General features: G+C 62.3%; 18 protein-coding genes. 12 read left to right on the top strand and 6 right to left on the bottom strand.

Annotation, left to right across the window (positions count from 1 at the left end; genetic code table 11):
• Positions 1 to 91: 91 nt before the first annotated feature.
• The 9 genes from BVU17_16280 to BVU17_16240 all read left to right on the top strand — a co-directional run bounded on the left by BVU17_16280 (position 92) and on the right by BVU17_16240 (position 10,374).
• Positions 92 to 1,324 (top strand): Zn-dependent hydrolase, encoded by a 1,233-nt coding sequence (locus tag BVU17_16280; GenBank protein ID AUG49136.1) that lies wholly within the window; start codon positions 92 to 94, stop codon positions 1,322 to 1,324.
• A 233-nt stretch (positions 1,325 to 1,557) separates the two neighbouring features.
• Positions 1,558 to 2,112 carry an isoquinoline 1-oxidoreductase gene (locus BVU17_16275; protein ID AUG49135.1) on the top strand — a complete coding sequence of 185 codons (555 nt, stop codon included), beginning with the start codon at positions 1,558 to 1,560 and terminating at the stop codon, positions 2,110 to 2,112.
• A complete protein-coding gene (locus BVU17_16270; GenBank protein ID AUG49134.1) occupies positions 2,105 to 4,555 on the top strand; it encodes a hypoxanthine oxidase in 2,451 nt (816 codons plus the stop codon). Before BVU17_16275 ends, BVU17_16270 begins: the two co-directional genes overlap by 8 nt.
• A 124-nt stretch (positions 4,556 to 4,679) precedes the next feature.
• Positions 4,680 to 5,249 carry an isoquinoline 1-oxidoreductase gene (locus BVU17_16265; GenBank protein ID AUG49133.1) on the top strand — a complete coding sequence of 190 codons (570 nt, stop codon included), beginning with the start codon at positions 4,680 to 4,682 and terminating at the stop codon, positions 5,247 to 5,249.
• Positions 5,246 to 7,726 (top strand): hypoxanthine oxidase, encoded by a 2,481-nt coding sequence (locus BVU17_16260; GenBank protein AUG49132.1) that lies wholly within the window; start codon positions 5,246 to 5,248, stop codon positions 7,724 to 7,726. Before BVU17_16265 ends, BVU17_16260 begins: the two co-directional genes overlap by 4 nt.
• Before the next feature lie 101 nt (positions 7,727 to 7,827).
• Positions 7,828 to 8,199 (top strand): sulfur oxidoreductase, encoded by a 372-nt coding sequence (locus tag BVU17_16255; protein AUG49131.1) that lies wholly within the window; start codon positions 7,828 to 7,830, stop codon positions 8,197 to 8,199.
• Positions 8,196 to 8,549, top strand: a complete 354-nt coding sequence (locus tag BVU17_16250; protein ID AUG49130.1) for a sulfur oxidoreductase — start codon at positions 8,196 to 8,198, stop codon at positions 8,547 to 8,549. The genes BVU17_16255 and BVU17_16250 overlap by 4 nt, the downstream gene beginning before the upstream one ends.
• A gap of 2 nt (positions 8,550 to 8,551) precedes the next feature.
• Positions 8,552 to 8,797, top strand: a complete 246-nt coding sequence (locus BVU17_16245; GenBank protein AUG49129.1) for a hypothetical protein — start codon at positions 8,552 to 8,554, stop codon at positions 8,795 to 8,797.
• A complete protein-coding gene (locus BVU17_16240) occupies positions 8,794 to 10,374 on the top strand; it encodes a xanthine dehydrogenase (GenBank protein ID AUG49128.1) in 1,581 nt (526 codons plus the stop codon). The genes BVU17_16245 and BVU17_16240 overlap by 4 nt, the downstream gene beginning before the upstream one ends.
• Positions 10,375 to 10,391: 17 nt before the next feature.
• Here the strand turns inward: BVU17_16240 and BVU17_16235 are convergent, their stop codons facing one another.
• Positions 10,392 to 11,429: a selenide, water dikinase SelD gene (locus BVU17_16235; GenBank protein ID AUG49127.1), complete on the bottom strand. Its 1,038-nt coding sequence runs from the start codon at positions 11,427 to 11,429 to the stop codon at positions 10,392 to 10,394.
• Positions 11,430 to 11,431: 2 nt separating this feature from the next.
• Positions 11,432 to 11,680 (bottom strand): SirA family protein, encoded by a 249-nt coding sequence (locus BVU17_16230; protein AUG49126.1) that lies wholly within the window; start codon positions 11,678 to 11,680, stop codon positions 11,432 to 11,434.
• Positions 11,681 to 11,774: 94 nt separating this feature from the next.
• Between BVU17_16230 and BVU17_16225 the strand changes: the two genes are divergently transcribed.
• From BVU17_16225 to BVU17_16215, 3 genes are read left to right on the top strand one after another with little or no spacing between them, the layout of a single operon-like run.
• Positions 11,775 to 12,560, top strand: coding sequence for a dehydrogenase (locus BVU17_16225; protein AUG49125.1), 786 nt, complete (start codon positions 11,775 to 11,777; stop codon positions 12,558 to 12,560).
• 42 nt (positions 12,561 to 12,602) lie between these two features.
• The gene (locus tag BVU17_16220) at positions 12,603 to 13,220 is read left to right on the top strand and encodes a UDP-N-acetylglucosamine pyrophosphorylase (protein AUG49124.1); all 618 of its coding nucleotides are present in this window, start codon (positions 12,603 to 12,605) and stop codon (positions 13,218 to 13,220) included.
• Between the two features lie 32 nt (positions 13,221 to 13,252).
• Positions 13,253 to 13,633 (top strand): reactive intermediate/imine deaminase, encoded by a 381-nt coding sequence (locus BVU17_16215; GenBank protein AUG49123.1) that lies wholly within the window; start codon positions 13,253 to 13,255, stop codon positions 13,631 to 13,633.
• Between the two features lie 20 nt (positions 13,634 to 13,653).
• On the opposite strand, the gene BVU17_16210 is transcribed toward BVU17_16215, so the two are convergent.
• The 4 genes from BVU17_16210 to BVU17_16195 form a co-directional block, all read right to left on the bottom strand.
• Positions 13,654 to 14,988 carry an ethylammeline chlorohydrolase gene (locus tag BVU17_16210; protein AUG49122.1) on the bottom strand — a complete coding sequence of 445 codons (1,335 nt, stop codon included), beginning with the start codon at positions 14,986 to 14,988 and terminating at the stop codon, positions 13,654 to 13,656.
• A 119-nt stretch (positions 14,989 to 15,107) separates the two neighbouring features.
• The gene (locus BVU17_16205) at positions 15,108 to 15,305 is read right to left on the bottom strand and encodes a 30S ribosomal protein S17 (GenBank protein AUG49121.1); all 198 of its coding nucleotides are present in this window, start codon (positions 15,303 to 15,305) and stop codon (positions 15,108 to 15,110) included.
• 145 nt (positions 15,306 to 15,450) lie between these two features.
• Positions 15,451 to 16,299 (bottom strand): NAD(+) synthase, encoded by an 849-nt coding sequence (locus tag BVU17_16200; protein ID AUG49120.1) that lies wholly within the window; start codon positions 16,297 to 16,299, stop codon positions 15,451 to 15,453.
• Between the two features lie 471 nt (positions 16,300 to 16,770).
• Positions 16,771 to 17,595, bottom strand: coding sequence for a hypothetical protein (locus BVU17_16195; GenBank protein ID AUG49119.1), 825 nt, complete (start codon positions 17,593 to 17,595; stop codon positions 16,771 to 16,773).
• Positions 17,596 to 17,740: the final 145 nt, after the last annotated feature.

Here is a 17,740-nt window from a genome sequence, read left to right as displayed (position 1 = left end):
AGCGGGCGAGCGCGTGCCACACTGCGTCTGTCAATCTGTGTGGCACCACCCCGACGCAATCTTCAAGACGACACCGCGGAACAGCTACCCAATGCCATCGGTCAGTCTCGACAGCGAGCGGTTCAGACGGCGCTTCGATACGTTCAACGAGATCGGCGCGACGGAACGAGGCGGCGTGAACAGGCCGAGCCTGTCCGACGAGAACAAGGCGGCCCGGGACACGCTGGTCGAGTGGTTCCGCGAGGCCGGGCTGGAGGTCCGTATCGACACGATGGGCAACATCTTCGGTCGGCGGGACGGAGCGGTGGAGGACGCCGCGCCGGTCCTGTTCGGGTCGCACATCGATAGCCAGTACAGCGGCGGGCGGTACGACGGCGTTATCGGCGTCCTCGGTGGACTGGAAGTCATTGAGGCGTTCAACGACGCCGGGGTGACGACCGAACGCCCGCTAGAGGTCGTCGCCTGGAGTAACGAGGAGGGCGTCCGCTTTCAGCCGGATATGCTCGGCAGCGGCGTCTACTGTGATATTTTCGATCTCGACTACGCGTACGAGCGCGAGGACAAGGACGGGAAGCGGTTCGGCGACGAACTCGAACGCATCGGCTACAAGGGCGAAACGCCCTGTGAAGCCGACGACATCCACTGCTACTTTGAGATGCACGTGGAACAGGGCCCGTTTCTCGAACAGCAGGACATCCCAGTCGCCGCTGTCGAAGGCGTGTTCGGCTTTGCATGGCTGAACGTCACCTTCGAGGGGCAGGCGAACCACGCCGGCCCGACGCCGATGGATATGCGCCACGACGCCTTCGTGGCGACGGCGGACGTAACCCGCGCTGTGCGGCGAATCACAGCGACCGAAGGCACGGACCTCGTCGGCACGGTCGGCAGCGTCGACGTCTGGCCAAACGCCATCAACGTCATCCCCGAGACGGTCGATTTCACGCTCGATTTCCGCTCGTACGACGATGCCGTTGTCGATGCGGCTGTCGAACAGATCAGAGAAGAGATTGCCCACGCCGCCGAGCGCGAAGGCCTTGAATACGAGATCGAGGAAATCATGCGAGTCGATGCGGACCCGTTCGATCAGGACTGCATCGACACGGTCGTCGAGGCCGCCGAGACGGTCGGCTGTGAGTACACACGGCTGGTCAGTGGCGCAGGCCACGATGCGAACTACCTCAACAAGATAGCCCCGACGAGCATGATTTTCGTCCCGAGCGTCGACGGGATTAGCCACCGCGAGAGCGAGTTTACCGAGTGGGATGACATCGTCACCGGAGCAGAGGTACTGCTGAACGCCGTGCAGGCGAAGGCCGCCGAATGAGCGGGTCCAGTCACAGAGAGTATCTGTCACAGATATGGCACATACCACACATTACCCCGCACGTCTGTCGTAGCTGTGTCAGTCTAGTGCCTTGTAGTGGGCCGTGGCCGTGATTTCTTCTGGCAATATTGCGATCACGCACCTGTGAAGCATACATATATGAGAGAGTGCTGTACAGTTGTTCACTAAGAGGCGCGTGTGCGTATCGCATACCGAAAACTGGAGGGACCTCTGTGGACATCGAACTCACAATCAACGGCGAGCGGACGACAGTCGAAGCCGGGTCGGCGGACGACCTGGCGACGGTATTGAGACAGCACGGTCACATCGGCGTGAAATGTGGCTGTGACGGCGGAACCTGCGGCGCATCGAAGGTGTTCGTTGACGGCGACGTCCGGATGGCTTGCGGAATGGCCGCAGTGGACGCCGATGGGAGTGAGATACAGACCGTCGCTGCGCTCGGGACGCAGGACGACCTGCACCCGGTCCAGCAGGCGTTCGTCGACAACTTCGCCGTCCAGTGCGGGTTCTGTATCCCAGGAATGGTTATTCAGGCGGTGGCACTACTGGATTCGAACCCAGACCCAACCGAGCGGGAGGTCCGGGAGGCGCTAGACGACAACGTCTGTCGCTGCACCGGGTATCAGAAGCCGGTCGAAGCCGTGCTCGACGCGGCAGAGCGAATGCGCGGGGCGCAGTCGGTCGCCGCCGACGGCGGCCACTCGGCCACTGTGCCGCCGAATGGGAACGAGTCGACCCGCTGCTGCGGAGGTGGCTGCGATGAGTAGCGACGACGAGACACCCACGGCCGACGGGGGGACGGCCTCGCAGTCCGAGGCTGTCGAGGATGGGCAGTCCGAAGAGCACCCGCTCGAATGGGACGAACCCGAGAACAACGACAAGGCACCCGACGAACGGGCCAGTGTCTCCCACCGGACAGAAAAGTACGACGACCGGAAGCTCGTCACCGGACAGGCGAAGTACACCGCCGACTACGAGGAACAATATCCAGATCTCGCGTATGCGGCGGTCGTCCGGAGCGACATCCCACACGGCCGCGTGACCGACATCGACACGAGTGAAGCCGAGGCAATGGACGGCGTCGACGCGGTCTTGACACCCGAATCCGACGCAGTGCCGGACGCAAAATACACCAGCGCCGGACAGTCCTATCCGGAACCGAGCCCGTGGGACATGCACGTGCTGAACGAACACGTCCGGTACATCGGGGACCCGATTGCCGCCGTCGCAGCCGAAAACCGGGCGACCGCGTCCGCCGCCGCCGAGGCTATCGAGGTGTCCTACGAGGAGGACGACTACGTCACTGACCCGGAGGAGGCCTTCGACGACGACGCGCCGCAGTTGTTCGAGGACGGCGAGGTAGAAAACGAAATTGTCGGCCACGACTACGACCGCAACCGGATGGCACATATCGGGGGCGAACTGGGCGACGTGGACGCGGCGCTCGACGGCGAGACCCATGTCCACGAGACCGAATGGGAGACAATCCGGCAGTCCCACGCCAACGTCGAGAAACACACCTCGTTGGCGTACACGAACGAGGACGACCGCCACGTCCTCATCACCAGCACACAGGTTCCCAACCACACCCGGAGACAACTCGCCCACCTGTTCGACATCCCCATCCGTGACATCCGCGTCCAGAAACCCCGCGTCGGCGGCGGTTTCGGCGGGAAACAGGCGATGGTCGTCGAGCCGATTCCGCTCTCGCTCTCGCTCGCCACCGACCGCCCGGTCCTGTACGAGGCCAGCCGCGAGGAGGAGTTCTACGCGATGCGGTCGCGCCATCCGATGAAAGTCAAAGCGAAGACCGCCGTCACCGACGACGGCGACATCGAGGCAATCGACATCTACGCGCTGTCGAACACCGGCGCGTACGGAAGCCACGGCATGACTGTCGCGGGCAACGTCGGCAGCAAGCCCCTGCCGCTGTACTCGAAGGTCCCCAACGCCCGCTTCGAGGCGGACATCGTCCACACGAACACGCCACAGACCGGCGCGATGCGGGGCTACGGCGCGCCACAGGGCACGCTCGCGCTGGAAGGCCATCTCGACGAGGTGGCCCGCGACCTCGGTCTCGACCCCATCGAATTCCGGCGGCGGCATCACATGGAAGTCGGCGACCTCGACGAGATCGCGGGGATGATGGGCGGCGAGGGGGCGAACCGCCGTATCCGCTCGTGTGGCCTTGACGAGTGTATCGAGCGCGGAAAGGACGCCATCGGCTACGACGACCTCGAACAGCCCGACGAGGACCACCTGCACCGCGGCATCGGGATGGCACTATCCGCACAGGGGACCGGCGTCGCTGGCGACGAACTCGGGGCCGCTCAGATAATGATGAACGAGGACGGGAGTTTCCACCTGCAGGTCGGCGGCGTCGACATCGGGACGGGCGCTGACACGGCGTTCCTCCAGATTGCCGCCGAGGTGCTGGGCTGTGACGAGGACGACATAATCGTCAAATCCTCCGATACTGATGTAACGCCCTTCGACTACGGGGCCTACGCCTCTTCGACGACGTACATCAGCGGCATGGCCGTCAAGAAGGCCGCTGAGGATGCGAAAGCGCGGATTCTCGACTGGGGATCGAAACTGCTTGGGGAGCCAGTCGAGGCGCTGGAAACCGGCGACGGGACCGTGTACAGCGAGGCCAGCAGCGATTCGGTCACACTCGAAGACATCGGCTACGAGGCCGCCTACGGCGACGACGAGCGCGAACACATCTTAGGGAAGGGGAGCCACTGCACCGAAGAGAGTCCCCCGCCGTTCGCTGCGCAGTTCGCCGACGTGACGGTGGATGAGACCACCGGCGAGTTCGAAGTTCATAAACTGGTCGTCGCCGTCGACTGCGGTGTCGCCATCAACCCCGGCATGGCCGAGGGCCAGATCGAGGGCGCGAATCACATGAGTTACGAGATGGCCGTCAGCGAGGGCATCACGCTCGACGACGAGGGACGGGCAGAGGTAGCTGATTTCGACGAGTACGGCCTGCCGCCGGCGACTGAGACGCCGCCCATCGAGTCCATTCTGGTCGAGACCCACGAACCGACCGGGCCGTTTGGCGCGAAATCGGTCGCCGAAGTCCCGACGAACACAGTCCCGCCCGCGCTGTCAAATGCCGTCCGGGACGCCGTCGGCGTCCGTGTCCGGGAGATGCCCATTACCGCCGAGAAAATCAAGGCACAGCTGGACGAGCGCAACCCCTGACTCGGGACGGAGTGCCAGTCACGGCAAAACCCGGTGTGGCGGCGTGCCATATCGCAAATCCGCGATAGCTATTTATCGTTCTGTTCGTCACGTACCTGACATAGCCAGCGAGCTGATGAGCCATATGGAAATCGAACTGGAAATTAACGGTGTGGAACGGACTGTCGACGCATCGAAATCCGATTCGCTTCTCGATGTCCTTCGACGGAACGGGTACACCGGCGCGAAGCGGGGATGTGACACCGGCGCGTGCGGCTTCTGTACGGTACACGTCGACGGGGAGCCGGTGAAAGCCTGCGTCGAGCCGCTGACGAAAGTGCAGGACGCATCCGTCGAGACAATCGAAGGGCTTGGTACACAGGACGATCTGCATCCGGTGCAACAGGCATTCGTGGAGAATACTGCGCTCCAGTGTGGGTTTTGCATTCCGGGAATGATTATGCGCTCGACGGCGCTACTGGAAGCGAACCCGGGCCCGACCGAACAGGAGGTTCGGGAAGCGCTCTCGGACAATCTCTGTCGGTGCACCGGCTACAAGAAAATCGTCGAAGCGGTGCTGGACGCCGCCGAAAAGATGGACAGCGGGACAGCCGTCGCCGCGGACGGTGGACGGGCACTCGATAGCGACGACGGCGTCACCACCGAGGCCACGTGTTCACGCACCGACTGCGGCTGCATGGAGGGCGAGCAGTGAGCGATTCCGACCGGGTCCAGGAGACAGGCGAGCAGCCCGACAGGACAGAGAGAGAGGCAGCGGAGTCTGCCGAAGCCGAGAAGGAGGCAGCGGCAGACATCGCACGCGAACCCGACCGGAAAGCCGAATCCGAGCGCGACGCGATTACCGTGAACGAAGAGAAAGACGACGCACGGAAAATTGTCACCGGGCAGGCCCGCTACACGGCGGACTACCGGGACCGGTTCCCGGACCTCGCTCACGGGAAAGTGATTCGCAGTGACATCCCTCACGGCTACGTCGAATCAGTCGACACCAGCGACGCCGAGGCGATGGACGGCGTCGACGCCGTCATCACGCCGTTCGACGACGTGGTTCCGGACAAGCTGTACTCCAGTTCGGGACAGTCCTACCCCGAGCCGAGTCCGTGGGATCTGAAAGTGTTGCGTGAACACGTCCGCTTCGTCGGTGACCCGGTCGCCGCAGTGGCAGCTGACGACCCGGAAACGGCCGACCGAGCCGCACGGAAAGTCGAAGTCGAGTACCAGGAACTGGACGCCGTCTTCGATCCTGAAGAAGCACTCGACGAGGACGCGCCCCAACTGTTCGAAGCCGACGACGTGGAGAACAAGCAGTCAGGCGCAGACTACAGCCGAAACGTCGAATCACACTTCGAAGGGGAACTCGGTGACGTTGACGCGGCGTTCGAACGAGCGGAGAGTGAAGACGACCGGCACGTCATCGAGACAGAGTGGGAGACACCGTACCAGTCCCACTGCGTTCCGGAACCGCACACGACCATCGCGTACACGGACGAGGACGACCGGCACACGTTCATCACAGCGACGCAGGTCCCCTTTCACACCCGTCGCCAGATAGCCCACTTGTTCGACATTCCCATCCGTGACGTGCGGGTGAAGAAACCGCGAATTGGCGCTGGATTCGGGTCAAAACAGGAGATGGCAATCGAGCCGATAACGTTCGCACTGCATCTGGCAGCCGACCGGCCGGTCAAACTGGAGATGAGCCGACAGGAGGAGTTCACCGCGCTTCGCTTTCGACATCCGATGCGGATGCGGATGCAGACCGCAGTGACTGACGACGGCGACATCGAGGCAATGGACCTCTATACGCTGTCGAACGCAGGGGCCTACGGGACCCACGGTATGACCGTCGCGAACAACGTCGGAACGAAGCCGCTCCCGCTCTATCCACGCGTCCCGAACGTCCGCTTTTCCGGTGATGTGGTGCATACGAACCTTCCGATGGGGGCGGCCATGCGAGGGTACGGCGCGCCGCAGGGCCATTTCGCCGTTGAGGCACACATGGACGAGGTGGCCCGCCGCCTCGACTTCGACCCCATCGCGTTCCGTCTCCAGAACGCGGTTCGGGAGGGTGACCGCGACCGAAGCGTCGCCATTCTGAAAGACGATGACCGGTTCACCCGGACGATTCGCTCGTGTGGCATCCGCGAGTGCGTCAAGCGCGGCAAGGAAGCTATTGGCTACGACGACCTCGAACAGCCTGACGAGGACCACCGCAAGCGCGGGGTCGGCATGGCGCTCATCGCCCAGGGAAGCGGCGTCGCGGGAAAGGAACTCGGCGCGGCACAGGTGCAGATGAACGAGGACGGGAGTTTCCACCTGCAGGTCGGCGGCGTCGACACCGGCACGGGCGCGGACACGATGTTCTCCCAGATTACCGCAGAGGTGCTGGGCTGCACGCCGGACGATGTCGTCGTCATCGCCGCCGACACCGACCTGACGCCGTTCGATTACGGCGCGTACGCCTCCTCGACGACGTACATCAGCGGTCGAGCGGTGAAGAAGGCCGCCGAAGACGCGAAAGAACGGGTGCTGGAATGGGGGTCGAAACTGCTCGACGAGCCCCCGGAAGCGCTCGACACCGGCGACGGCGGCGTGTACAGCGAGCAGACCGGGAGCCGCGTCTCGCTGGCAGAGATCGGCTACGAGGCCGCCTACGGCGACGACGAGCGCGAACACATCCTCGGGGACGGCAACCACTCGACCGACGAGAGTCCACCGCCGTACGGTGCGCAGTTCGTCGACGTGACTGTCGATACGGAGACCGGCGAGTACGAACTCAACAGACTGGTGTTCGCGGCGGATTGCGGCGTCGCCATCAACCCCGCGCTGGTCGAAGGCCAGATTGAGGGCGGTGAGCACATGAGCCTCGAATACGCCACGAGCGGCGACCTGACCTTCGACGAGGACGGGAACCCCGAAGTACTCGGCTTTCGACAGTACGGGATGCCGCGGACGACGGACCACCCAGAAATGGAGACCATTCTCGTGGAAACACACGAACCCACGGGTCCGTTCGGCGCGAAGTCTATCGCGGAACTCCCGACAAACGGGGTCCCGCCAGCGCTTTCGAACGCGATCCGCGACGCCGTCGGCGTTCGGCTGACCGAGCTACCGTTCACTGCGGACGACCTGAAGGCGGCACTCGACGACCAGTCTGCCGATGGTAGATAGGTTTGTTTCGGGCAGTTTTCTTCCGTGTAATATCACACACGGAGTGTTTTTTCGGTGTGTCGAGCAAACTATTAAGAGCTGGTCGGGAAAACCTCGACAGTATGGCGTACATCGGTTTTCTGCTGACAGGGGGTCCCTTCGACAGTGAGCGGTGGCGTACCGCCTACGAACTGGGGCGGGCGGCGCTGGACCAGGGTCACGAGGTGAGTTACTTCCACTACCTCGACGGCGCGCTCGTTCCTGTCGCGGACCAGACCCTGCCGGGCTGTTCGGACAGCGGGCTGTACGACGAGATGCCGACAGAGAAGTTTCAGGAACTTATCGCGGACGGCGCGGAGGTTATCTGCTGTGGACTCTGTGTCGACGCACGCGGCATTGACGCGCCCGCCGACTACCCCGATGGCGTCGAAGTCGGACTGCTGCCGGACCTTGCGGACATCATCGGCGAGGTCGACCGGGTGGTCTCGCTATGAAACAGGATGTCGTCGTCCTGCTTACCCGTGCGCCGTGTGGACGTGTCCATATCCCGGAGGGGCTGCGCGCCGCCCGTGGTATCGCGGCCGGCTTCGACATGCACGACGTGACCGTGATATTCACACAGGACGGCGTGTACGGCGCTCGGGAGGCCGTCGACCGCAACGCGCTCAACATGAGCGGGCATGTCGCCGATCTGGAAGAACAGGACGGACAGATGGTCGCGGACGGCGCGGCGATGGCCGAGCGCAGTATCGAAAAGAGCGAAATCGACGACGACGTGGCCGTCTGGTCGGACGACCGCGTTACCGCCCGCATCCGTGACGCCGACCGAACACTGGACTTCTGACAATGCTGTATCTCATCGACAAACCGATGGCGGAAATCGGGCTGCGTACCGCCGCCGGGGACCCCGAGGCACGCGTCGTGCTGATTCAGGACGGCGTCTACCTCACGCCGGATATCGACGCCTCCGTCTCAGCGGTCGCGAGAGACGTAGACGTGCGTGGCGTTTCACTCCCGCCGGACATCGACCGGATATCCTACGACGACGTGGTCGAGTGCCTCGTCGAACAGGAGGTCAAGAGCTTCGTATGAGTCTGTTCGAACGGCTCGACGAACTGGCCGCGCAGGGAGAACCGGCAGCACTCCTGACTATCGTCCGCAAGGACGGCAGCGCACCGCGAGACGTAGGGGACAAGATGATAGTCACAGGCGACGACGAGTACGGGACCATCGGAGGGGGCACGGTCGAGCATCTCGCCGTACAGGACGCCCGGTCAGTGCTTTCAGGAGCCGACGACCCCGGCGTCCGGACGTACGAACTCGAACCCGGCGGCAACACGGGAATGGTCTGTGGCGGCGAGATGGACGTGTTCATCGACCGGGTTCGCGGGCAGGCACGGCTCTATATCGCTGGCTGCGGCCACGTCGGCGTCGAACTGGCCCCGCTGGCCGAGCGACTGGGCTACGCCGTCACCGTGGTCGACGACCGCGAGGCGTACGCCGATCCGGGGCAGTTCCCCGACGAGACGGACGTAATTCACGGCGGCTACGGCGACGTGCTCGGCGACCTCCCAATGGGGACGGAGACGGCGGTGGCTGTCGCGACGCGAAGCGGGACGTTCGATCAGGAGGCCGTCGCAGCGGCGCTGGACGGTGAGGCCGGCTACGTCGGCCTCGTCGCCAGCGAGACAAAGGCCAATCACGTCCTCGACTCACTCGCCGAATCGGGCTACGCCCGTCGGGAACTCAGCCGGGTCCGAACTCCGGTTGGACTCGACCTCGGCGGGAGCGGCCCGGCCGCCGTCGCGCTCTCGATCCTCTCCGAGGTCACCATGGACCGCCACGACGCCACCGGTAAGCGGTCGACACGACTGAACCTCGACGACCTGGTCGTCGTCCGCGGCGGCGGCGACCTCGGGAGCGGCGTGGTCTATCGCCTGCAGCAGGCTGGCTTTCCGGTTATCGTCACAGAGGTCGAACAGCCAACGGTAGTCCGGCGGGCAGTCGCCTTCGGCGCTGCACTGTACGAAGACGAAGTGACGGTCGAGGGACTCACTGGCCGGGCAGCAGCGGACATCGACGAGGCGCTTGAACTGCTTGCCGACGATGTCGTCCCGGTCCTCGTCGACCCTGAGGCGGCCGTCGCCGACGAACTCAACGCTGCAGTCCTCGTCGATGCTATCATGGCGAAAGGGACGTTCGACACCGGCACGCGACGGGGAGACGCCGACGTAGTGATTGGGATGGGACCTGGTTTCGAGGCCGGCGAGGACGTGGACGCGGTCGTCGAGACCGACCGCGGGCACGAGCTCGGCCGGGTGTTCTACGAGGGGGCAGCGAGCGAGTACGACGGCGAGCCCGGCGAGCGGCGCGGCTACACCCACGAGCGGGTGCTCCGTGCACCGACCGACGGTGAGTGGACCCCCACGGTCGCCATCGGCGATACTGTCACAGCCGGCGATGTGGTCGGCACGGTCGGTGAACTGCCGGTCGAGACAGAGATAGACGGGCTGGTTCGCGGCCTCGTTCACGACGGCCTCAGCGTCAGTGAGGGCACTAAGCTCGGCGACGTCGATCCCCGTGGCGAGTCTGTCGACCCAACGAAGATTTCCGACAAGGCACTGTGTCTCGGCGGTGGGGTGCTGGAGGCAGTGCTCCGGTTGCGGTAGCAGGCTCCTACTTGACGTTATGAACGAACTTCTTCGATAGTCGGGTCGTCAATCGTGACGCCGCGTCCGGCCGTAACGCGGCCGACAGCTCGATAGAACACGCCGGCGTCGTCGAACGCCGATTCGACGGCAGCAGTCGCAGCCGGTGGGACGGAGACGAACAGGCCGCCGCTGGTCTCCGCGCTCTCTCCGTCAGTTAGCCCGTATCCGAAAAGCGTCGAGAGACCGGGCGTTCCTGCGATGACCGGGAGGTGCGTCAGTTCGATACCGACATTCGAGCGGGCGGCCATCACGCGGCTCTGGCCGGCGAGGCCGAAGCCGGTAATGTCGGTTGCGGCGGTTGCATATTCGCGGCACGCGACCATTGCGTCCCGGTTCGTAGTCGTCATCCACGCGATGGCTTCCGAAGCAATACTGTCGAGCGGGCGCTCAGCGGCGTCGGTGACTATCTCAACGAACTGCTCGTCGGTTACGCGGGTCGCCCCCATCGCCGGTTGCGTCCCGAGCGGTTTGGTCAGGTAGAGTCGGTCGCCGGGGCTAGCCCCGTGTGAAGTGAGCAGGGCGTCGGGTCGTGCTGTCGCCGAAATCGCTCCGCCGGCGAAGGGCCACGGACTCATGATGGTGTGGCCACCAGCGATGACGCCGTCCATCGTGTCCAGCGCGTCAGCCATGCCGGCGAGGATGGGCGCTGCGCTCTCGGTTACGTCTCGCGGGAGGCCGAGAGTGACCAGACAGTCGATGTTCTCGACCGCACCTGTAGCGAACGCATCGCTAGCGGCATTACAAGCGGCGATACGACCGAAGTCGTACGGGTCGTCGACGATAGGTGTGAAGAAATCCACCGTCGAAACCAACGCGATATCGTCGGTAAGTTTCCGGGCAGCGGCGTCCTCGCCGATGCCGAACAGCAACGAGTCGTTCTCACCGGTGAGGCCGGCATCGGCGAGCAGCGAATCGAGGTCGCTCTGGCCGACTTTGCAGGAACAGCCGTGGAGTTCGGTGTACTCCGTCAGGCGCGTCGTCTCGTCGTCCGCAGTCGGAGCGTCGGTTCCCACACTCAGGCCTCCGATAGCGACGCCATCTCGGTCACCCGGAGTTCGAGTTCGAACTCGTCGGACTCGCCAGCGGTCTCCGCTGTCGTCACGTCGATACCGTGCGTCGTACACATCCTCCGGAGATTCTCTTCAGCGGGGGGGTAATCGCCCCGCACGACGAGCGTCTCACCGGTATCGAGATCCGAAAGCGCCTGTCGGACGATAAGCGCCGGACGGGGACAGATTTCACCACGAACGTCTACGCGAGCCATACCGGTACGTGTGTCATCATGTCACAAAAACACTATCGCCGCCACATACCGTTGCCCCGGTAAGCTATTTGTGTGTCTTCCGCGGAGCGACCGTATGCATCTGGCTGCTGCGCTGGGCTTGGGGTCCAGCGCCGCTGTCGCTTTTGTCGGGGCCGGCGGAAAGAAAACCGCGATGGGACAGTTGACGGTGGAGGGCACCGACGAGAGGTACGACGTGGGCTACACGACGACAACGGCGATGCCACCGCCGTCTGACCTGCCGCTGACGCTCATCGATCCGGACGCGTGGCGCGCTGACCTCGAAGCACACGACCCACCAATTGCCGTCGCTCGCGAGGAAGTACCCGACCCGGCGCGAGTTGACCGGAAGGTTCGCGGATTGGAGGCGAGTATAGTAGAACAACTATCCAGTGTTGGACTGTTCGACTGGCTCCTCATCAAGGCTGACGGGGCACGCAGGCGAGAGTTCAAAGCACCTGGAGATGGGGAGCCAGTCGTCCCGAGCACGGCCAGCCACGTCGTCCCGGTCGCCTCGGTCACCGCCGTCGGTGAACCGCTGACGACGGATGTGGTCCATCGGCCGGAGCGGGTCGCAGACATCACCGATATCAATGTTGGCGAGACGATCACGCCAGACGCTGTCGGAACAGTGCTCACACATCCCGACGGTGGCCTCCGAAACGCGCCAGCCGGGGCGTCTGTGATACCGTTAATCAACAAAGCGGATACCGAGCCACAGCAGCGGACCGCCAGAGACGTACTCACGTACTCGCTTTCACAGACGAAGCGGTGTTCTCAGGGCGTCATCACGTCGTTCACCTCCGATATCTGTGAAGTCGTCTCAGAAGCAGATCTGCAAGAGGCAGAGAGCGATGGCTGACTTCGTGGAAACAGCCAGTCTCGGTTCGAGAGGAAGGTAAGCATGAACTGTCAGGACCATCCCGGAGTCGGCGGTGTTATCCTCGCCGCTGGTCGGAGCGCACGGTATGGACCGGGTAACAAATTGCTGGCGACTATCGACGGAACAGCGGTCGTCCGACAGGTGGCCGAAACCGCCAGCCAGTCATCATTGACGGACGTTGTCGCCGTCCTCGGCTACGAGGACGAGGCTGTCGCTGAGGCGCTCGATGGACTCTCGCTGTCCCACCGCCACAACAGCGATTACGCGGCAGGCCAGAGTGCATCAGTTCGACACGGCGTCGAGTTCGCCCGTTCGGCCGACTGGGACGCCGCCCTGTTCCTGCTTGGCGATATGCCGTTCGTACGCGTCGAAACCATCGAGACACTTATCGAAACGTACCGTACAGGCTCGGCAAGCATTGTCGTTCCCAAATACGATGGGCAGCGGGGTAATCCGGTGCTTTTCGACGGCTGCCACTTCGATGCCCTCGCCTCGGTCTCCGGCGACCGCGGTGGCCGAGACGTCATCGAAGCCAACGAGGAGACAGCGTTCATCGATGTTGCAGACCCTGGCATCCACTGGGATATCGACACTGCTGCAGACCGTGCCGAGTTCACCGACCGCCGCGACGGCCTGTGAATTTAAGATGCTGATGGTGGAACTCCAGATTGATGAAACGGATACTCAGCACGACCGATGCTCCCGATGCGGTCGGCGCGTACAGTCAGGCAACGACGAACGGCTCGCTCGTGTTCACCGCGGGCCAGATTCCGATGACGCCCGACGGCGACCTGCTCGACGACGAACCGATAGCGACACAGGCCGAACAGGCGCTATCGAACGTCGAAGCGGTGCTGGCTTCCGAGGGGCTTGCAATGAGCGATGTGTTGAAGGTGACCGTCTATCTCGACGATATCGACGATTTTGAGGCGATGAACGACACATATGCCGGCTTCTTCGACGACGCGCCGCCGGCCCGGAGCGCAGTTGAGGTCGCTAACCTGCCAAAGGGTGTCGGCGTCGAAATCGAAGCCATCGCAACGAGCGAGTAAGGGCACCCGCCGAGGGCCACTCAGGGCTTTTGTTCCTGTGCGGACTTGCGCTCGTCTTCGAGGTCCATCTCCAGCCCCATCGTCGAGGCCCGAGAGCGGACGGCGTCGGCGTCGATAGTCGTTACGTCACCGTGTTCCATGAGGACGTTCCCGTCGACCATCGTGAACCGAACGTCGTCGCCGTGTGCCGCAAACACCAGATGGGAGAGCACGTCGTGCAGCGGCGTCGCGCGCGTGAGGTCCGTATCGAGACCGACGATGTCAGCGCGCCATCCCTCCCGAATCGCGCCGAGTTCCTCGAACCCAGCGGCTTTCGCGCCGTTTCGCGTCGCCATCTCGAAGATTTCTGCCGCCGGCGTCACCGTCGGGTCCAGCTGGTCGACTTTCTGGAGGAGACTCGCCTGTCGCATCTCGGTGAATGCGTCGAGCGTGTTGTTACAGGGCGGGCCGTCGTTGCCGATAGCGACGTTGATACCGCGGTCGCGATAGTCCCAGACGGGCGCGATGCCGCTGGCGAGTTTCATGTTTGATGACGGGCAGTGTGTGACGTGGGTTCCCGTCTCAGCGAGGACTTCGCGCTCGCTCTCGTCGGTCCAGACACAGTGCGCAAGGACCACATCCTCGCCGGTGAGTCCCACCTCGTCGAGCCAGTGGATGTTGCGCATCCCGGTATCCTCTTTCACCGTCTCGATTTCGCTCTGATTCTCACTGGCGTGGGTGTGGATGCGGACGCCGTCGTATTTATCCGCCAGTTCGCGCACGCCCCGGAGACAGGCCTCACTGCAGGAGACGGCAAAACGCGGGGTGACGGCGTACCGGATCCGGTCGTTGTAGGCACCGTGATACTGCTGAATAAGGCGCTCAGACTCGTCCAGTGCGGCCTGTGTCTCCTCTAGCAGGCCGTCCGGTGAGCGCTGGTCCATCAGCACCTTACCGAGCACGCCACGAATACCGATCTCGCCCGCTGCTTCGAAAGCGCGGTCCGCGTGTGCGACCGAGAGGTGGTCGATACAGGTCGTGGTCCCGCTTTCGATCATTTCCAGATAGCCAAGTTTCGCCGCGACCTCCATCTCCGCAGCGGTCAGGGAGGCTTCCATCGGCAGAATGTAGTCGAACAGCCAGTCGAGCAGTTCCGTGTCGTCGGCGATGCCGCGGCCGAGACTCTGTACGGAGTGGATATGGCCGCCGACGAGTCCCGGCAATAACACGTCGTAGGACTGGTGTTCGTGATCGGCGTACTGCGATTCGAGTTCGGCCCGTAAACCAACAGCCTCGATACGGTCCCCGGAGACGACGACCGCCCCGTCCTGCAGGACAGTCTCGGAATCTGCAACGACAGTCCCAGTGAGTAGCATACGTTCTGCAAGACGGTCTCTGTATAAAGAAGGTCCTCATATAGGGGCGACCACCGAGTGCAGACAAGCCGGGCACAGACGTGTGGCACTCCGTGTGTCGCGTGTGGTTCGCGGTGGTCTCACGTTTTCGGGCCGTTTCGTGTCCGTTTCTCACGGGTGATGTATCTGGTGAGTCGGGTCTGGGTACGAAACGAATCCACGCTGGCAAGTCGCTGAACGAGTCGAGTGTTTGTCTCGTACTGCTCAGTAAACAGTTCGGGATACTCAGACAGTAGCCTGTCGCCGGTGTCGATTATCTCCTGGGGGTCGGCCTGCATGGGTGTGAGAATCGCGGAGTATAGCTGTTAACTGCTTTGCTCACAGACGTACCACGGCGTGTCTCATACTGTTGGCCATCCCTCTTGCGGGAGATTTGCGGCCCCCGGGGTGGCGCAATACATCACAGGCCGACGGATGAAAGTGTCAGGTATCCATCGACGGCTTTGGCGGCGTGTGTCGCTTGTGGCGCGTGCTGGCACACCACTGAATCGTACGCTCGACGACAGATTCGCCAACACCGACTTTGTCGGCCACCATCGACGCGGAATAGTCTCTATCAATCGCGAAGTGGAGGATGCTATCGAGAGCTTGCTGGTCTATGCCCAGTTCCGCGGCATCGGTTGCACCAGTGTCTTTCACCGGATGTGTGGACTGGTTGAGGAGGTCCGATGGGACCGCAAGTGCAGCAGCCAGGGACTCGATCTCAGTCCGATAGAGATCGCCAAACAGTGAGAGATCCACGCCGTTCTCGCCGTGTTTCGCAACGGAGCCCAGCAGCCGGTCAGTCCGTGAGACCGTCCCGACGACCAGCTCATTTTTGCTGTTTGCGACGTAGTACTTACACGCCATTCGGACGCGCTCGCTGGCGTTTTGCATCGCCACGAGGTCGTCGGTCGGCTCACCGGTCTCACCGACGGCTCGTTGGAACGCCGTAAGCACTGGCTGCAGATGGATTCGGTGGCAGTCGATGTCAAGCAGCGACGCGACGGTTTCAGCCGTCCGGGCAGGTCCTTCGTCGCTTAACTGTACCGGCATCACGAGTCCAGTCACGTGTTCGGCCCCGATGCCGTCGACGGCCAATGCCGCCGCAACCGCCGATTCGACACTGCCGTCAAGGGGCACGACAAGTCCATTGGCCTCCGCGTCGATGAGCTTCTTTTCCAGAAACGCTGGGAGAATCCCCTGTATCCGTCTCGTCGCTGCCGTCGACGTCGCCAATCCGTGTTGCTCACGCGGGAGTTTGAGCGTACGAGGGTGCGTTGATTTACTCACTGCTACGCTCCCGCCTCCGACAGACACACGGAGATGCGACTAACGAAACGCCTGCATCCAACCGGCCTAATCATACTGTGACGTAGGTCACTGGTACGGTATAACTGTTGTCGACAAACGTCATGGGTGTCTTCGGAAGCCTCGATATTCCTTATATCCGACGAGAGAATATCCACTAGGATACCGAGAATGCTACTCAGTGTCGAACCCGTCCGGGTATATGAGTTGAGATACGCTACACGGTACTCAGAGTGTTGTACAGAGTGCAGATCCCGGATCGGGCGAAGAGGGGGCCTTTCGGAGAGGGCGCTCATCTCGGCTCCCACCAGACCAGTTCTGAAAGCTATAGTAGCCATTGGAAATCAATACACACTTGATCGCACGATGGCAGTGCGAAGTGTGTAAATCGTTTCAGTGTTACTATAGACCAGATCCACTGGCAATGAGCTAAGACAGGTACCGCGCGGTTCGCTACGTCGTGAGTTCGGTCGTTTCGATGGACTTATCGGTAACAACCAGCTCTCGGTTGACAATCCAGTCGACGAGCGTACTGCTGTCAAGCTGGTCCGAGATGACACCACCGTCCGCAGTGTAGCGTCTGATTTTGTAGGAGTCCATCGCGTTCCGGTTCTCGGTGACAGCTTCGACAGCTTCGATTCGCTCGTCAGTCACAGTGTTGCGATACGTGACGCCGGGAACAAAGCTGACGGTCGGGACAGCAGTCGGACAATCCCAGTCGAACTGCTTGTGGTACTGGTCGAACTGCCAGACAAGACGGGCAGCGGAAGGCTCTGTTTCGACCGTCTCAGTAGTTGCCGTCTTCAGTGTCCGGTCCCAGTAGTCCATCACGCAGGATTTGAGATCCGCCCCGAGCTGTCCCTCGATCATCTTTTGTTCGATTGGATACCGCAACTCGATAGCTACGATGGCTTGGCTGTCAAGGTGGGTAAGACACCGCTGGCACTCCATCTCAAACACAGAAAGACCAAGCGGCCGCTCGGCTGTGAGATGGACGAGTTCGTTCCCGCAGTTTGGACACCACAGGAACAACACATCGTCGTGACTCCCAGTCAGTTCCGCCAGCACAGTCAGGTCGTCGAACGCTTTGTCGATGTCCGCATCCTGTGACTGGGCGGACTCGCCTATCGCAGTGTTGGAGTCCTCGTCCGCGTACTTCGCGATTTTGCGGTCTTTCAGTATTGTTTTGATAACCGAATCGTACGATGAATGCGACTCCGCGTTCCGTATCTTTCTCAGCTTTTCTTTTGTCCAGTCTTTTACCCGTATGCTCGCCATTTGGCGGAAGAGTATGCCAAACACCCATAGTTCCTTTGTATAATTATCCTAAAACTTGAGTTACACCTAGGAGTGTCCAGTCGTTTCTCAGACAACAGCGGTGTGCAGCCGAGCAAGAGACTGGGCGTCGATAATGAGATTCAAG

Source organism: Haloarcula taiwanensis (assembly GCA_002844335.1).
In the GTDB taxonomy this organism is placed as follows: domain Archaea; phylum Halobacteriota; class Halobacteria; order Halobacteriales; family Haloarculaceae; genus Haloarcula; species Haloarcula taiwanensis.
The sequence above is the reverse complement of the archived record's forward strand: the minus strand, read 5'-3'. Positions and strand labels throughout refer to the sequence as shown.

Bases quoted from the DNA above. Each gene is read 5' to 3' on its own strand.
- BVU17_16280 (AUG49136.1), top strand. From the start codon at position 92: ATGCCATCGGTCAGTCTCGACAGCGAGCGGTTCAGACGGCGCTTCGAT.
- BVU17_16270 (AUG49134.1), top strand. From the start codon at position 2,105: ATGAGTAGCGACGACGAGACACCCACGGCCGACGGGGGGACGGCCTCG.
- BVU17_16265 (AUG49133.1), top strand. From the start codon at position 4,680: ATGGAAATCGAACTGGAAATTAACGGTGTGGAACGGACTGTCGACGCA.
- BVU17_16255 (AUG49131.1), top strand. From the start codon at position 7,828: ATGGCGTACATCGGTTTTCTGCTGACAGGGGGTCCCTTCGACAGTGAG.
- BVU17_16250 (AUG49130.1), top strand. From the start codon at position 8,196: ATGAAACAGGATGTCGTCGTCCTGCTTACCCGTGCGCCGTGTGGACGT.
- BVU17_16245 (AUG49129.1), top strand. From the start codon at position 8,552: ATGCTGTATCTCATCGACAAACCGATGGCGGAAATCGGGCTGCGTACC.
- BVU17_16240 (AUG49128.1), top strand. From the start codon at position 8,794: ATGAGTCTGTTCGAACGGCTCGACGAACTGGCCGCGCAGGGAGAACCG.
- BVU17_16230 (AUG49126.1), bottom strand. From the start codon at position 11,680: ATGGCTCGCGTAGACGTTCGTGGTGAAATCTGTCCCCGTCCGGCGCTT.
- BVU17_16225 (AUG49125.1), top strand. From the start codon at position 11,775: ATGCATCTGGCTGCTGCGCTGGGCTTGGGGTCCAGCGCCGCTGTCGCT.
- BVU17_16220 (AUG49124.1), top strand. From the start codon at position 12,603: ATGAACTGTCAGGACCATCCCGGAGTCGGCGGTGTTATCCTCGCCGCT.
- BVU17_16215 (AUG49123.1), top strand. From the start codon at position 13,253: ATGAAACGGATACTCAGCACGACCGATGCTCCCGATGCGGTCGGCGCG.
- BVU17_16210 (AUG49122.1), bottom strand. From the start codon at position 14,988: ATGCTACTCACTGGGACTGTCGTTGCAGATTCCGAGACTGTCCTGCAG.
- BVU17_16205 (AUG49121.1), bottom strand. From the start codon at position 15,305: ATGCAGGCCGACCCCCAGGAGATAATCGACACCGGCGACAGGCTACTG.
- BVU17_16195 (AUG49119.1), bottom strand. From the start codon at position 17,595: ATGGCGAGCATACGGGTAAAAGACTGGACAAAAGAAAAGCTGAGAAAG.